This window comes from Corallococcus sp. AB045, assembly GCF_003668895.1.
Classification (GTDB): Bacteria; Myxococcota; Myxococcia; order Myxococcales; family Myxococcaceae; genus Corallococcus; species Corallococcus coralloides.
On sequence record NZ_RAWN01000129.1, the window covers coordinates 13,563 to 29,039 of the forward strand.

Genomic DNA, 15,477 nt, shown 5'->3' on the forward strand with positions numbered 1-15,477 from the left:
GGGGCGCGGAGGCGCAACCGCCGCGGCGGAGGGAGAGCGACCGCCTGGTGCTCCGGGGGCGAGGAGCCCCTGTCGCGGGTGGGGGCGCGACCGCTTGGCTTGGCCTGAATGAGTTCGACGGTGGCCCTGCACATCCTGTGTCGCGGGGCCCACTCCGAGGCGCTACGCGAGGCACCGGTGGAGGGCGGGAGCATTCCCCCCTTTGGCCGGGTGCCGGATCCCACCGTGGGCATCGGGGACCGCGACCCGCTCGCCCCACGCGCAGGCGAAGGAATCTCCTTCGAGTTGGAGCAACTCTTCGACCTCTTCTGGATACTCGGCAACGAGCTGGGGGTGAAGAGCGTGCTGAAGCCAGGGCCTGGTACGCCGGCACAGAGGTTCTGAATGGTGTTCTATGCTGGCGCCAGTTCAGGGCAAGCACGTCGCGGAGACGGACCGCGGCGTGCCCCAACGGGTCGCTCCTGATGGCCCGGAGCTCAGTCGATGATGGGCCCCTGCCCGCCGCCGCAGCCCCGGTTCATCTCGCAGAAATTGAGGGGGCCATAGCCGATGCAACACTCGTCGGCGCTGGTTCCACACGCGAGGCCACACTTCGGGCGGCAATCCGCGTTGCGGCTGCTCGCCGAAGGATAGACGCAGACCCCGTTGCCCCCATTGCAGAGGGAATAGGGCGCGGCCCCCACGTTACAGACGTTGATGGCGTCCTCCCGGGACGCGAGCTCGGCCGGCGAATCCACATCCGCCTCCGTGCCACCACAGCCCACCAGCAGGACCGCCGCGAACAATCCCTTGAGCATTTTTGACATGATTCCTCCATGAATCGCCGACACCGACGAGGCTCTCATCCTACGGGGCGTCCGCCTCAGCTCAAACCAGGAGTCCCAGGCCAAGGAGCGCCTCCGCGCCCCAAGCCCCTTCCCCACCGTGCCGCCCTCCTCTCCTGCCTGCTGCTCGCGGCGGCGTGTGGCCGGCGCGTGGAGTCCGACAGCACCGAAGCCGTGGGCTCCGCCACCGTCCGCCACGTGAGGACCTGCAAGTGGATGGACTGGGAGAACAACTCCTGCCGGGTGGACTCCGTGATGACGGCGGGCTCCCGGCGCATCGAGGGCGTCTATTTCACTTCGGCGAGCCCTCACGGGGAGCTGGCCCTCGTGAACGTGATGCAGGGGGACAGCCTGCTCGTCGACACGCGCTCTGGAGCGGTCCGCGCGACGCTGCCCGCCCAGACCAGCGTCAAGGAGTGGTGCGGCGACGCGGAGCTCGTCCTCTCCGGCCCCACCGGGGAGAGCGGGGACTCCCACCTGGAGCACGTGTGGATTGAACAGGGCACGGAGGTCCACCGCGCCACCGTCTACCGGGGCCCGCGCCACGTGCCCCGGGTCCTCTGCGGCCCCGAGCACACGGTGGCGCTCGTGCTCTCGACGCTCCACGACGGGCCGCCCATCGAGCTGCACCGCTGGAGCGCGGACCAGGGCCTCCAACGCGTGGAGACCTGGCCTGGAGACATCCAGGGAGGAGGTGCCTCCGACCTCGTCCTCTCCTGGACCGGCGCGGGCCGGCCGGACTGGTGCGCGCGCAGCCGCCCCTACTCCCTCAACACCTGCGTGCCACCCACCCGGCCCGCTGCCCCCTGATGCCTCCGCGCGCCGCTCCGGCCACCCGTTCTTCCTCAACGCCAGGATGCGGCGAGCTGGCGTGATGCCCTACGCCACTCTCTTGAGCTCGTTGGATTTCATCCAGGCCATGGCGAGATCCGCGATGGCGGATGCCCTGTCCGTGCCATTGATGATGGCGCGTGCACGGCGGAAGGCATCATGCAGATTGGCGTGGGACGCCGTGAGGTAGTCCGACAGCTTCTTCGAGGTGAACGCCCCCGTCTTCATCCCGTGCACCAGGATGAAGAGCGACACATCGGGCTGCAAGAGCAGCTCGGGGTGACGGACCAGGTCCAGACCGAGGATGTCACTGTACTTCTGGTAGTTGCGCTTCCACGTCAACTGCACGTAACCGCGCCCGTGATAGGGATGGTATTTCTTGCCCCTGAGGTACGCGTCGGCCTCCTTCTTGGTCATGTAGCTGGCCTCTTCGATGGGCTTGAAGGTGTCGCCCGTCTCGTGCTCCACCGTGGCGAGGACATAGGCAATCTGGGTCGGCAGCTTCACGCCCTGGCGGATGCACTCCTCCCGGATGGCCCGGACGGTCCCCCACTTGTCCGCCCCGTGGAACGAAGGCAGGGAAACCTTGGACGTGGCAGGGCGGACCGTGGAGGGAGCGGGCTGCCTGGCAACTGGAGCCACCACCTTGGGCTTGGGCTGCCCGGCCAGGCTCGCCACGGAAGCCGTGGCCTTCACCAGGTCGGCCATCCATCGCGCTCGGTCCAGCCCCCGGCTGAATGTGACGGCGTTGCCGACGGTGCGGTAGCGAGTGCCACGTTTGGTGGGGTCGTCGCCTTCCAGCCGGCCATCCTTCATCGCGTGCAGCGTGAAGAACTTGCCACCGGCGGGATCACTGGCCTGGTAGTGATTGTTCGCGGTACGGCTGGTGATGAGGACCCAGTGATCCCCCTTGCCGTCGTACTTGTCCTGGGACTTGCCACCGTTCCGCGTGTAGTAGTCCACATGGACGACCACGGGCCGGCCCGCGGCCAGCTCCCGGTCAATCTCCGGAGCCTTGAAACCCGTCAGGCGCTTGAGGTCCACCTCTGGCTTTGCGATCCGGCCCAACCTGTCCCAGTCGAGGATGTCTCCGCCTGAACCAAAACCGTGGTTCTTGAGCAGGAACTGAGCCATGTCAGCCGGTGTATACAGTTGCCCGGTGATGCCACTGACCGCCATGGTGACCGCGGTCATGGCGCAGCCAATCTGACGGACGTTCTTCCCACTCTTGCTCGCGATGACGATGCCGCCCCAGGTTTCGTCCTTCCCCGTGGCGCTGTTGTACCCCTGGGCAAAGAGCGGGTATCCATCACGGCTGGGAAACTGACGCCCACTCCGGGTGAAGTACTTGCCCGCGACAGCCCCCGGAGTCGCGGCGGCCGGCGGATGGACCTGTGCCAGAGGCCGAGGCTTCGTCCCCGCGCTCGGGGTGCTGCTCGCGAATCGCGACTGCCCGCTCAGGAGCGCCTTCCACGTCAGGGGCCCCACGAGCCCGTCCGCCACCAGGCCATGTGCGCGTTGCCACTCGTGGACGGAGTCATCCGTGATGGGCCCGAAGAGACCATCCGCGCGGACCCCCAGCTTCGCTTGGAGCCATTTGACATCGCTGCCCGCGAGGCCCTCTTTCAGCGTTCGCGCCCCCAGGGTCATGCCGTCGCGGTAGGCCTCGACGGTGAGCGCCGTGGCGGGCCGGGCAGGCTGCGCGGGCTCTTGCTCAGGCTGAAGAGGGGGGGCAACGCTCTTGGTGCCCTCGACCTTCAACATCCGCGTGATGCCCCAGGACGTGGTCAAATCGTACAGTGTCTTCTTCTCACTCACGGAGACGTGAGCGTGCTTCGTGTGGCGGTTCTGCCCCGTGTAGCGCTGCGGGGCCCACGCAGCCACGTCACGCCTGGCATAGGAACGCCAGATCTTCTCGTTCCAGATGATGTACTTGATGCGGGGATCGCGGCGCTCGAGCAGTTGCGCCACGAAGTTGTCCATGTTCGCGCCGCCCGCGGGGTCGTGCGTGAAGTCACACGCGGTGACGATCCCCGTGGCGCCATCCTTCACCCAGGGGTTGTGATCACTCTCGCGAGCTGCATGGGCGGCATCGCCAATCCAGCCATCACACGACTTGCTGCGCGAGGGCGCACACCGGTTCAATTCGTTTCGCAGCTGGTCGAGCGAGTTCGCGATCCGATAGGTCACTGCAGTCCCCTCCCTTTTATTGCTGCATGACTTACTTCGGGCCTTCCAAGCCCCCGCGCCGCGCCGCGCTACGGCGTGGCGGGCGGCTCGAAGCGCTTCTCGTCGTAGCGTCCCGTCTTGGGGTTCCACGTATAGCGGGCGTCGAGCTGTCTGGACTTGCCCTCCGCTCCCAGGATGAAGGCGTCGATGCGCGACAGGTCCAGCGACGCATCCCATTCCACCTTCTCACCCTGGCTCGCGGCGCCCTCCAGCGACATGGCTTGCGCGAACCTGCCGCGCTCGTCCATGGGCACGACCTCGAAGGACACCATGGGGCAGGCACCGCAGGTCCCGGTCCCCAGGAGCGATTGGATTCCCTCGGTCACCAGCAGCAGGTGCAGTCCAGGGGGGCGCCGCGTATTGAGCACGGTTCGTGTGCCGCTGTATCGCGTGTCCAGCAGTGCCTTGTCGCGGCGGGACACCAGCCAGTGGCCCAGGCTCCCGGTGGGCTCCACCTGCGCGGGCACCGTCAAGACCTCGATGTCGTTGAGCGAGGCCTGGGGCTCCATCTTGGAGAGGTCGACGCTCACCACCTCCGGGCTCGGAAGCTCCGGCGAGTACTGATAACCCCTGGCGGGATTGAGCCAGACCTCGAACGTTCGCACGTCTGGCCCCGGCTGATAGGAGCTGCGCTCATTGGCCTTCAAGGCCCGCTCGAACAACTCCGGCCAGGCGCCAAAGCGCAGTGGCTGGGCGAGCTTCACCGCCTGGAAGGTGCTGGGATCGCCGAAGCGCTGGCCCTTGACGGACGACAAGAATGTTTCGAGTTTGTTCTTGTTCTCGTCGTTATCGACCAGGCTCACCAGGACCTTGAGGTCGCGCAGCGGGGCCTCGGCCGAGCGGGGAAAGGCGCTCGCGGGAATGAGCGCCTCGAAGCGGTAGCCGCCTTCCATCAACTCGTAGCGAACGGCGCCCACCGTCCCCTTCTTGCCGAAATGCACCACCCCTCCAGACATCAGCCCGTACTGGGCGATGAAGGGGCGCACCAGCTGCTTGCGGCGCTCCGTCTGCTTCTTCCACCAGGCGCGGCACGCCGCGGGGTCGCCCGAGGTCACGACCTCCGAATCATCGCAGGCGTCGACGGTCGCGAGCGGGTGCTCTCCAAACTGGTTGACGAAGGCGAGCGGCGGCATTTCGGGCTGGGGCAGGGCCAGCCACAGCTCCAGGTGGTCGTGGTGGATCTGCTCGGGCGTGGCGGACAGGAACACGCGGTCGTCGCGCACCTCGCCCGCCACGGCGAGTCCTTCAGGCCCCACCGCCACCCACAGCTGGGCGGAAAGATCCTGCGGCGATGTGACCTGCGAGGTTCCTGCCACCTGCTGCTCCCTCCCGAGGGACAGCGAAGGAGGCAACGCCTTCCACTCACCAAGCGCGCCGTCCACCTTGAAGCCCGCGGGGTGGCCCTCGTGCAACCGCAGGCCTTGGGACGCGGAGTCCGCCATGGCGGGCGCGGCGGCCAGCAGGAACAGTGATATGGACGTATTGAGTAGAGTCATACAACAACCTCGCGGAATTCTTACTAGTATAACATCAAGACCCAATCCCTGGCCAGGCGCGGAGGCGCTTCCTGGGTAGAGGAAATCCATGTCTTCGAACCGCTGGTCTCGCATCTTGGTTGCCTTCACGGTTGCCCTGTCCGGATGCAAATCCAATCCACCCTCCACGGCGGATTCGAACGCACCCGCTCCCGCGCCCGCCAAGGCCTCCGCTCCCGCGCCCGCGAACAAGGCGGCGCTGGGTCCAGCCTTGTCGTACCTTGAATCCGTGGGGCCCCAGCGCTGTGCATGGGTGCGTCAACCTCTCCCCATGGGGGAGCCCCAGCGCTTCGCCTTTGACGCGGCGTGCGATGAGACAGGGTTGTCCTGGAACCCCGCGGCGACCGAGGGACTCGCGTTCAGCGCCGCCATGGGCGAGCGCACCGCGCCCCTCGCCTGGCTCGTGGATTTCACGGCCAGGAGCATCAAGAAGCTGGATCTCTCCTCCCTGCCTGGCGGAGCGCCCGTTGAGGGCAAGGAGGGGCCGTCGCTGGTGCAACTGGGATTCGATACACAGGGCCGGCCCCAGGCGCTCATCGCGGACGTCTACGTTCAGCGCACACCGGAGTCGGGCGAAGGGGGTGCGCGATTCCTGACCTTCGAAGGCCAGCGCTATCCGGTCGCGGCTGGAAGCTCCAACGGTGAGAACGCCCCGGGGCTCGCATTCGCCTACCGGATGGAGGGACCGGCGTGGAAGCGCGTCGAGACCAAGGTGAGCAGCTTCGGCTCACAGGATGCACCCGACGTCAGCGAGCTCGATGCCGCGAAGAAGATGCTTCAGCAGACGTTGTCGTCGTCCAGCGAGCTGCCAGGAAAGCCCGCGGACAAGGCCATGGCGCACACGTTGGAGACGACGCTGATCGAAGACCCGGCCGAGGAGGAGGCCTGGCGGACCTTGCCGACACCGGGAGCGGTCCTGCACTACCGGGTCGCGAAGGATCCCGAGGATGATTCAAGCTTCGCGAGCCTCCCCCTGCGCTGGGAACGCGACGGGACGCTGGTGGCGCCCGAGCAACTGGCCGCTCAGCAGGGAGAGCGTCTGGTGCTTCAAGCGCGGGGCGCGATGGTGCTCATCGTGTCCCTGAACGAGACGGGCCGCACGGCACAGGTGTTCGACAGCCAGACGATGAAGAGTCTGGTGCGCGTCCAAGGCGTCGACGCTCCGACGCTTGTTCCGTGACGTAGGCCTGCGACGTCGAGGCAACTCCTTCACAACGGGCTCCAGATCCGCGTCCTGGCTCCAACGCCTATCGGAGCGGGCGCTCAAAGCTCCAGAGGGAGAGGTCTTCGATGAGCCTGGTGAAACAGCAGGGCATCCTGAGCCCGGGTACGCAATACACCAAGGACGCGGACGTCATCATGACGGCGGCAGTCCTTGGGTGGGCATGGAGCCGTCTCACGAACGCGGACGCGAACAAGCGGCACGCGCGGGTCGACTTCGAGGTGGAGGACGGCCACAAGCTGACCGAGCAGGCGCTGCGGGAGAAGCCGGTGGACCCCACCCACCTCTCCGCCATCCAGAAGCTCAACCAGTTGCTGCAGGCGTCGGGGCTCAAGCCCGACCAGAAGGTGGAGCTGGGCACGACGCCCATCTGGACGACCGGTGGCCGCATCACCGGCGGCAGTGGCGACAAGAGCCCCAACGACCGCTACCGCTACAACCCGCCGCTGCCGGAAGGCTATGCCGACAAGCTGTTCCGGATGGCCACCAACCCGGCCACCGCGGACAGGCTGGGCTACCAGGGCCGCGGCGCTTATACGGGGTTCATCGATGGCCGGACGGATGGCCAGACCGGCCTGATGAGCACCTTCCGGCACAACGTGCCGTTCGACATCACCTACGGGCGGCGGTGGCATCCCCCGGAGGCGCTCGCGGACAAGCCCTGGGGGATGATCGGCTCCGCCGCCGAGCAGGACAACAGTGACCCGGCAAAGCCAGGGCTCAAGCAGCAGGGCATGCACTTCGAGGGCCCGGCGCCCCAGCGCGGCCATGACATCTGCGCGTACACGCACGGGATGATCCAGGCCATCTACGACGTGCATTTCCAACAGCTGGCCAACGACAACAGCCCGAACAAGAAGACGCCCTACAACCCCGGCACGCCGTATGAAATCGCCGTGGGCGAGAAGACCACGAAGCTCGCCTCCTGCTTCCCGTGCAGCATCTTCATGGAGGCCACCGGGCACCCGGCCTCCTCCACGCACCTGGGCCGCGGCGAATCCTGGAGCCCCCTGTACCCGCCCCCCAATTCCACCACCACGCAGCACAAGGCCTGGCAGGCGTGCAACGCGCAGTGGCAGGCCTACTGCAAGACCATCCTCGATGCCGGGCTCCAGTGCCTGAAGAAGGGCGCCGCCCAGGTGAACGCGGACTGGAGCGCCAGCGTGAACGCGCTCGAGGCCTTCCTCAACGGGCCGAACGGGGTGAACAAGACGCCGGCCACCGCGGCCCAGGCCTACGCCAACCTCCTCCTCGACGCCGTGACGGTCCACGACCACGAGGTGAATCGCGTCAACCGGACCCTCAAGTAATCACACGCATGCGGTGGTTCCCGGCTCAAGGCCGGTGACTTCCGACAGGCCTCACGGGGCAGCCGCCCCGTGGGGCTTCTTTTATTTCCGCTGGGAATCACAGCCTCGCCGCCGGTGCCGTCCTGGCGGCATGATCCGAACGCACATCTCAGAGGCTTGTGAAGCAAGGGACCTGGCGCTGTTGGACGCGGTGCTCTTCGTCATCCAGACGAAGGAGCCCCTCACCCAGGCGAGACAACGGGAGGCCTGGCGCGGCGTGCTGGGCGACCCGGAGGTCCTCGACCCGCGGCGCGAGTTGCTCGCGGAGCGCCTGGTGCGCCGGACCGGCACCCCGCTGGAGGGCGACGCCCTCTTCGCGTCGCTGCGCGTGCGACTGCCGGACACCCCCAACCGCCTGCTGGCCTACGGCCTGGCGCTGCGGGCCGCGACCGCGCACGGCGAACACCCGGGGCCGGTGCAGCCGCCGCTGGCCCGGCTGTGCCGCGAACTGGGACTGACCCCGGCCCAGGCGCGCGACATGCGCCTGGGCATCCTGGATGGCCTGTCCCCCGTCGCGCTGGCGGCGGAGCCCGCGCACCCGCGGCACGCCCGCGTACTGGAGCTGGTGCTGCTGGCGGCGGGGCTGGAGGCCCACCTGACGGAGGCGGAGACGCTGGCGCTGGACGCGTCACGGGAGGACGCGCCCTTCCTCCTGGAGCTGACCCGCCAGTTGCTGCGCCGCATCGCCTTCGGGTCCCAGGTGGCCTCGCCGCTGGAGGCGCTGTGCCAGCGGCTGACGGACATCGCGCTCGCGCCCGCGACCCTCGCGCAGCGCTGGGACACCCTGCGGCTGGCGTACTGTTTTTCGCACGCGGTGGGCCACGACCTGGGACAGCAGCTCCTGCTCGACCTGCTGCAGGAGCTGCTGCACCTGGGGACCGTGGAGGCGGCCCGCGCTACCGCTCGCGGATCCGCGCGTACCTGAGGATGTGCATGGGCGGGTACAGCCCCAGCGCGTGCGCGGCCGGCATGTTCACCTCGAAGGAGAAGCGGGACAGCGTCTCCACGGGCAGCTCCGCCGGTGAGCGGTGCTCACGCAATATCTGCGTGGCCTTGAAGCCCGCCAGGCCACCGACGTTGTAGAAGGGCGCCACCAGTCCCATCATGCCGCCCGCCTCCAGCTGCACCTCGATGGCGCAGAAGGTGGGCAGGCCCAGGCGGATCGCTTCGTCCATCAGCAGCTGGCTGTGCGGCGCGAAGAAGTTCACCGGAGGCAGGTACACCAGGTCCGGCCTCCGGGCCGCCAGCGCTTGCATCATCCCCGGCAGGCGCGCCGCGTCCGGCTTCCCGTCCTTGCCAAGCGGGTGCACCGCCACCAGTTCGATGCCCGCCTGCGCGGTGAGCTGCTTGAGCTTGTCGAACATGTTGCGCTGGGACGGCTCGGACGGGTTGTAGGCGACGCCCAGCCGCTTGAGCGGCATGAAGGACTGCATGGCCTTGAGCTGCACGGGCAGCGAGGCCACGTGGATGGCGCCGGTGAGGTTGCGCCCGGAGCCCTCCAGCCGCGTCACCAGCCCCGAGGCGATGGGGTCCGACACCATGGAGAAGACCACCGGGACGTCGGTGATGTGCCGCGCGGGGTCCACCTCGCCCAGCCGGCCCACGAGCCCCTCCGTCACCAGCGTGCTCTGGGCGTAGATGAGGTCCGGACGCCGCGCGCGAATCTCATGGATGACCGCCGGCAGCCGGTTCGCGTCGCCTTCGATGTTGCGGACGGTGAACTCCACCTCCAGCCCCGCGCTGAGCAGGTAGTCCCGGAAGCCCTGGTCCGCCTCCGCGCCGGTGCGGTGGATGACCATGAAGACGCGGTACGGCGCTGCGGAGGCGGAGGCCGCCGACAGCAGGACGAGCGCCGCGAGGAAGGCGCGGGCCGTCATCGCCCCGCCTCCGTCCGGGCGGACGCGCTCCGCCACATCCAGCCCTGCCGGTCCAGGCTGTGCCGCAGGATGTGCTCGATGACGTCCGCCTGCTGGAGCCCCGCGTCGCGCGCGGTGAACATCACCGCCGCGTGGCTGCCCAGGTTGCAGCCGATGTTGAACTCCAGGAGGAACAGCTCGCCGGTGTCGCGGTGCTGGCGGAAGTCGACGCGCAGGTAGTCGAAGTCCCGCACCGCGGCGCACAGCCGGAGCGCGTACGTCCGCAGGGTCTCAGCCAGCGGCCCCCGCGGCGCCATGCGGCGTTCTCGCCCGCCGTCCAGCATCCGCTTCTGCCGGTGCGTGACGATGCCGTGCGGCAGCGAGGAGGTCTCCTCCGCGACGCCCAGCACGATGGGCTCCTCGCCGCCCAGCACCGGCACCGTCAGGTCCAGGCCGGGCACCAGCGCCTCCACGAGGCAGGCCTGGCCCAGGTCCTGGAACAGGCGCAGGCGCGCGTGCAGCCCGGCCTCCGTCTCCTGGACGCTGTCCTCGGAGATGCCCACGGACGCGGCGCCGAAGCGCGGCTTGATGATCCACGGCCCCCGGAAGTCCGGCGCGGGCGGCAGCTTCCCCTCCGCCGGGCACGTCACCCAGGGCGCAGTCGGGATGCCCAGCGAGCGCGCCATCAGCTTGGTGAGGTGCTTGTCCTCCGCCAGCGCGCGGATGTTGGGCGGCGCGCCCAGGTAGGGGACCTGCAACCATTCGCAGAACGCCGACGTGAAGACCTCCGAGTTGCGGACCGGCGCGCGGTTGAGCAGCGTGAAGACGTAGTTGGGTTCGCTGCGGATGTGGACCAGGTCCTCCAGCGAGCGGCACGGCGTGCACCGCAGCCCCAGTCCCGTCAGCGTGTGGAACAGCTCGTGGTTGTAACGCGGGAGCACGCCGTGCTCCGGGTGCAGCTCGGGCCAGGGGGCTCCGGGGTCCGGCGCGTACTGGGCGAGGAACAACACGTCCAGGTGCTCGCGCTGCGTGGGCGTCAGCTTCAACAGGTTCTGGGGGGTGGCGGTCATGGGGCTTTCGGTGTGGGAGTGGTGGGTGGAAGGGAACGCAGGAAGAGGTAGGCGGCGAGGCCCGCGGTGAGCGCGAGCATCCCGACGCCGATGACGTGGGTGCTGCGCACGAAGCCGCTGGCGCCCAGCAGCGCGGCGGCGAGCAGCGGGCCGACGAGGCTGCCCAAGCGCTCGATCATCCGGAAGACGGACAGGAGCGAGTCCAGGCCGAACCCGGCGCACTCCTCGGCGAAGAGCGGCGGGATGCTGGCGAGCAGCGGCGTGGCCGCCAGCGCCTGTCCCAGGCCCACCAGCAGCACCGCGGCCAACAGCGGCCACGAGCCGCCGGCCGACGCGAACAGCAGCACGCCCAGCCCGGAGAGCCCGCCGCCCACGAGCATCATCCCCCGGTGCCAGCCATGGCGGTCCGCCAGCAGCGACACCACCGGCGTGGCGAACACCGTGACGATGAAGTAGCCCATCATCAACCGGCCGATGGCGGCTTCCGTGAAGCCCATCTCATGCAGGCGCAGGGGCGTCAGGTAGAAGAGGAAGCCCGTCAGCACCAGACGCGCCGGCATGGCCGCCAGCAGGATGAAGAGCAGCACGCGCCCGCGCTTGAGGATGCCCAGGTAGGCGGAGGCCGCCGTCGGGCGGGCCCCACCCTCCTCCCGCGCCCGAACAGGCCCCAGGTCCGGAGCCAGCAGCAGCACCAGCACCATGGCCAGGCCCACCAGCGCCGCGGCCACCCCGAACGTCGCCGAGTAGCCGATGCGGGCCGCGAGGATGCCGCCGATGGCGGTGCCACAGACGCTGGCCGCCGTGGACGCGCCCACGAACACGCCCATGCTCCGCGCGCCGTGGCTCTGTTTCGACGTGCGCGCCACGTGCAGGAGCGCCGTGGCCGTCACGATGCCGTAGCCGCCCGCGGTGACGACGCGCCAGAGGAAGAGCTCCGTGAGGCTGGATGCGAGGCCCGTCATGAACAGACCCAGGCCGGCGGGCACCATTCCCACCAGCATCGCCACGCGGCTGCTCCGGGTGTTGAGCAGGCGCCCCGCCAGCGGCGTGCACACCACCATCGCGGTGACCCACAGCGACATGGGCAGCGCCACCATGAAGCTCTCGGAGAAGTAGGGGCCGGGCTGGTACAGCCGCTTGACGAAGAGCGGCCAGAACGAGCGCGACAGCTCCGAGCCGAAGAGGAAGACGAACAGCGGCAGCCGCAGGTCGCTTGTCCCGGGCTCCTCCAGCGCGGTGGGGGCCTTCGGGTCTCCGAAGCGGAAGCGCTCGCCCAGCGTCGCCAGCTCCGGCGCCGCGCGTTCGTCCAGCGCCGCGTGGCGGCGGTTGAGGCCGCGCACCAGCCTGCCCGCGGCGGCCAGCGCCCGGGTGGCCTCGTCGTGCAGCCGCACCCGGGCCTGCCGCGTGAAGTCCCCCGCGCCGCCCAGCTCCAACAGGCGCCGCAACAGCCGCAGCGGCCGGATGACCAGCAGGCCCATCAGCGCCATGAGCACCTCCACGGTGACCAGCGCCGTCACGAACAGGGTGATGAGGATGTCGGTGTGGATCTCCTGGAGCCGCTGTTCGACGTACGTCGCGTCGATGCCCAGGTGCAGCTGGCCGATGACGCGTCCCCGCGACTCCACGGGGTGGACCAGGTCCAGGTCCCCGTCCAGGCGCGCCAGACCGCGCGCCTCCTCGAGCGCGTGGGCCTTGATCACCTTGTCGAAGAAGGACGCGGGCTTCGCCTTCAGCTCCCTGGACGCGTACAGCAGGTGGCCGTCTGGCGAGGCGAAGCCGATGTAGCGGATCTCCTCGTGGCCCAGGGCCGCGTCATCCAGGTAGGCATCCGCCGCGCCCAGCCGGTTCACCGGGATGCCCAGGTCCGCGGCGCGGTGGAACTGGAGCGCCACGGTCTGGGCCAGCGTCTCCGCCTTGGCGCGCAGGTCCGGCCGCAATGACTCCTCGAACAGGCGCGAGGCCTGGAGCGACGCCGCCACCAGCGTCGCCACGATGAGCAGCGTGGGCAGCAGGCTCACCTTCCAGATGCGGCCCCGGGACAGACTTCCGTCGTTCGTGGTGGGGCTCATGCCGGGCCCTCCAGAGAGCGCTCCGCGCGGGCCAGGGCCAGGGAGGCCTCCTGGTAGCTCGCGTCGAAGGCACGCAGCGCCTCGTCGGCCGGGGGCACGTGCGCCGGCCCGTCCATGTTCCGGAAGGCCTGCTCCATCGCCTGGAAGCGCTGGCCCAGCGGCCGGAGCAACATCCACATCAGGGCGCAGACGAGCGCGAAGCCTACGGCCAGCGGCCACAGCGCCTGGCGGGCGAAGGTGTGGAGGAAGGCGCTCGCGCGCGCATCCAGCGCCTTGCGGTCATAGGCGATGAGCACCAACCCCACGGGCTGGCTGAAGGGGTTGAGGATGGGCGCGCCCACCAGCAGGGCCTCGCGGTCCGAATGGCTCCAGGTGCCGCCGTGCGCGGCGGCGGCGGCCTCGAACCAGGCGGCCCGCTCCCGGGCGGAGCCGGGCAGGTGGGTGGTGGCGTGCAGCCCGCTCTGGAACAGCACCGTGCCCCGGCGGTCGAGGATGGCGACGCCCCGGATGTCCGGGTCCATGCCGGACACGCGGGTGAGGATCTGCTGCGCGTCGCGGACGGCGGGCAGGGCCAGCCCCAGGTCGATGGCCGCCTCGGTGGAGGCCTTCGCGTCCAGCGCCAGCACGCGCAGCCGGGACTGCTGGAGCTCCCCGAGCGTCGTCTCGAACTTGGCGAAGTTGAGCAGGACGACCAGCGCGATGGAGAAGCACAGGATGGCCGCCGTCGCGGCCCCCAGCTTGAAGAACAGACTCATGGCCCCGGGCTCCCCTCTAGAAGAACCACTGGATGCGCATGAGGAGCTCGTCGTAGGGCGCGCGCCCCCCGGCGAAGACGTACCGGCTGGCGTTGAACATCCAGCGGGTGTTGGAGTTGAGGTACCAGTTGAGGCCGGCGGTCAGCTCCTGGAGGCGCTCCTCGGAAGGCCCGTCGTGGCCGGGCAGTCCCTCGAAGCGCAGCCGCGCGAAGCCGTAGCGCAGCCCCAGCTCCCAGGCGCCCGCGCCGTACCTGTCCGCGCCCGGATCAAACGGCCGCTCCGGCTCCACGCCCCGCTCCTGCTTCTTCTCGCCCGTCAGCACCCACGTGCCGGACGCGTAGAAGGCCTGGGAGCGCAGCCCCGCCAGGTGCACGCGCCGGTCCTCCCTGCCCAGGTCCGCGGCGGTGAGCCAGCCCTCGCGGGAGGGAGAGAAGAAGCGGGCGTACTCCACCTTCAGCGACGTGGGCCCCTGGAAGGAGACGAAGTCCGCGCCCAGGCGCCATTCAGGTGGAACGACGAACAGGCCCGTGGCGCCCGTGGCGTACGTCAGCTTGTACTGGGGCGCCGTCAGGAAGGAGAAGCCCGTGGCCAGCCGGCCGCGCGCCTCCTCCGGCAGGTTGTCGCCCAGGGCCTGGGTGGCGCTCACCGCGACGGAGACGCCCTCCGCGGGCACCACGGCGATACGGCCCGCCAGCATCTTCCCGCGATCCTCGTCGCGCGCCTTGCTGCTCGCCTCGTTGAAGAGGCCCAGCCAGTACTCCACGCGGTTGCCGCCCAACTCTCCGTGGAGCGCCAGGCCCTGGTCGTACCGGGGCAGCACCAGGGAGAAGAGGAGGGATTGTTCGACGAAGTCCAGGAAGGTGGAGGAGGTCTCCAGCCACTCGTAACCGAAGGGGACCTTGAGCCGGCCCGCGCGCAGCCGCAGCCAGGGCGCGGCGCGCAACTCCAGCCACGCGTCCTGGTAGAGGGGCGTGTCACGCAGGCCCACGTCGGTGATGAGCCGCACGTCCGCGAAGGGCGCCAGCGTGCCGGCCAGGTTGATGCGCGCGCGGCGGACAAGGAAGGTGCTCGCGAGCCCATCGTCGGTGGGCGTCAGCCGCAGGTCCGTCTGCAGGCCCATGCCCACGCGCAGCGTGGACCGGCCGTCGCGGCTCTGGAGGACGGTGGCCCCCGTGGGCGGCGGGGGCTCCGCGCGGGCCCGGGGGGCCAGCAGGAACATTGATACCAAAACAGACAAAAAGACAAAGGCACGCAATTGGGGTGTGGGCATGCCCGTGGGACGGCGACATGGATGTCTTTGTGAACCGTTCACACCGGAGGGGCCAGGCCGTCCTTGGAGACAGGGCGCGGCGCATGAAGCCGCTCATTCGCGAGTGAACCATGTCTGTCCATTCCCTCCGGCACGGGCGCGGGTTGCGCCGGGCCCGGCTTGGCGCCCTCCTCCTGGTGCTGGCCGCCTCGCTCGGAGGGGTCGTCGCCCTGGGGCTGGGCGAGGCGTGGCGCGGGGACGCCCGCCTCCAGTTCGAGCGGCTCGCGGCGCAGGGCGCGATCATCCAGGGGCCGGTGGAGATGTTCCTGCGCGTGGGCATGGCGCTGGAGCAGTTCACCGGCTTCACCCAGCTGGCGCGCACGCTGCGCCAGACGGACCCCACGCTGGAGGCGGTCCGCGTCCTGGACGACCAGGGCCGGCTGCTGTTCTCCGAGCCCCCCGGCCCGGAGGTTCCTGCCCCCGCGGCC

General features: G+C 69.4%; 14 protein-coding genes. 6 read left to right on the top strand and 8 right to left on the bottom strand.

The annotated features are described in order from the left end of the window. Positions 1–108 precede the first annotated feature (108 nt). Positions 109–384 carry a hypothetical protein gene (locus tag D7Y21_RS26885; protein ID WP_147469387.1) on the top strand — a complete coding sequence of 92 codons (276 nt, stop codon included), beginning with the start codon at positions 109–111 and terminating at the stop codon, positions 382–384. Between the two features lie 92 nt (positions 385–476). Here the strand turns inward: D7Y21_RS26885 and D7Y21_RS26890 are convergent, their stop codons facing one another. Further along, positions 477–806: a hypothetical protein gene (locus tag D7Y21_RS26890; RefSeq protein WP_147443314.1), complete on the bottom strand. Its 330-nt coding sequence runs from the start codon at positions 804–806 to the stop codon at positions 477–479. Between the two features lie 168 nt (positions 807–974). On the opposite strand from D7Y21_RS26890, the gene D7Y21_RS26895 reads away from it, so the two are divergent. Continuing rightward, entirely contained in the window at positions 975–1,634 is a 660-nt protein-coding gene (locus tag D7Y21_RS26895; RefSeq protein ID WP_120565762.1) for a hypothetical protein, read from the top strand. Between the two features lie 69 nt (positions 1,635–1,703). Here D7Y21_RS26895 and D7Y21_RS26900 read toward each other — a convergent pair whose 3' ends face one another. Both D7Y21_RS26900 and D7Y21_RS41940 read right to left on the bottom strand, forming a co-directional pair. Further along, positions 1,704–3,845 (bottom strand): peptidoglycan-binding protein, encoded by a 2,142-nt coding sequence (locus tag D7Y21_RS26900; protein ID WP_158627360.1) that lies wholly within the window; start codon positions 3,843–3,845, stop codon positions 1,704–1,706. 68 nt (positions 3,846–3,913) lie between these two features. Then, on the bottom strand, positions 3,914–5,380 hold the full coding sequence (locus tag D7Y21_RS41940; protein ID WP_158627361.1) for a hypothetical protein: 1,467 nt from the start codon (positions 5,378–5,380) through the stop codon (positions 3,914–3,916). A gap of 361 nt (positions 5,381–5,741) precedes the next feature. On the opposite strand from D7Y21_RS41940, the gene D7Y21_RS26905 reads away from it, so the two are divergent. The 3 genes from D7Y21_RS26905 (at position 5,742) to D7Y21_RS26915 (ending at position 8,915) form a co-directional block, all read left to right on the top strand. Continuing rightward, positions 5,742–6,599, top strand: coding sequence for a hypothetical protein (locus D7Y21_RS26905; protein ID WP_121716561.1), 858 nt, complete (start codon positions 5,742–5,744; stop codon positions 6,597–6,599). 110 nt (positions 6,600–6,709) lie between these two features. Beyond that, positions 6,710–7,951: a hypothetical protein gene (locus D7Y21_RS26910; RefSeq protein WP_121716563.1), complete on the top strand. Its 1,242-nt coding sequence runs from the start codon at positions 6,710–6,712 to the stop codon at positions 7,949–7,951. A 130-nt stretch (positions 7,952–8,081) separates the two neighbouring features. Continuing rightward, entirely contained in the window at positions 8,082–8,915 is an 834-nt protein-coding gene (locus D7Y21_RS26915) for a hypothetical protein (RefSeq protein WP_147469389.1), read from the top strand. On the opposite strand, the gene D7Y21_RS26920 is transcribed toward D7Y21_RS26915, so the two are convergent. The 5 genes from D7Y21_RS26920 to D7Y21_RS26940 are packed head-to-tail and all read right to left on the bottom strand — an operon-like array spanning position 8,887 to position 14,959. Then, a complete protein-coding gene (locus D7Y21_RS26920) occupies positions 8,887–9,867 on the bottom strand; it encodes an ABC transporter substrate-binding protein (RefSeq protein WP_147469390.1) in 981 nt (326 codons plus the stop codon). The genes D7Y21_RS26915 and D7Y21_RS26920 overlap by 29 nt on opposite strands. Beyond that, positions 9,864–10,916: a hypothetical protein gene (locus D7Y21_RS26925; protein WP_121716569.1), complete on the bottom strand. Its 1,053-nt coding sequence runs from the start codon at positions 10,914–10,916 to the stop codon at positions 9,864–9,866. The genes D7Y21_RS26920 and D7Y21_RS26925 overlap by 4 nt, the downstream gene beginning before the upstream one ends. Then, positions 10,913–12,985 (bottom strand): MFS transporter, encoded by a 2,073-nt coding sequence (locus D7Y21_RS26930; protein WP_121716571.1) that lies wholly within the window; start codon positions 12,983–12,985, stop codon positions 10,913–10,915. Before D7Y21_RS26930 ends, D7Y21_RS26925 begins: the two co-directional genes overlap by 4 nt. Next, positions 12,982–13,740: a cache domain-containing protein gene (locus D7Y21_RS26935; RefSeq protein WP_120565771.1), complete on the bottom strand. Its 759-nt coding sequence runs from the start codon at positions 13,738–13,740 to the stop codon at positions 12,982–12,984. The genes D7Y21_RS26930 and D7Y21_RS26935 overlap by 4 nt, the downstream gene beginning before the upstream one ends. Positions 13,741–13,756: 16 nt before the next feature. Further along, on the bottom strand, positions 13,757–14,959 hold the full coding sequence (locus tag D7Y21_RS26940) for an OprO/OprP family phosphate-selective porin (protein WP_158627362.1): 1,203 nt from the start codon (positions 14,957–14,959) through the stop codon (positions 13,757–13,759). A gap of 161 nt (positions 14,960–15,120) precedes the next feature. Between D7Y21_RS26940 and D7Y21_RS26945 the strand changes: the two genes are divergently transcribed. Then, a partial coding sequence (locus D7Y21_RS26945) for a hypothetical protein (RefSeq protein ID WP_158627363.1) occupies positions 15,121–15,477 on the top strand: 357 nt, incomplete at its 3' end.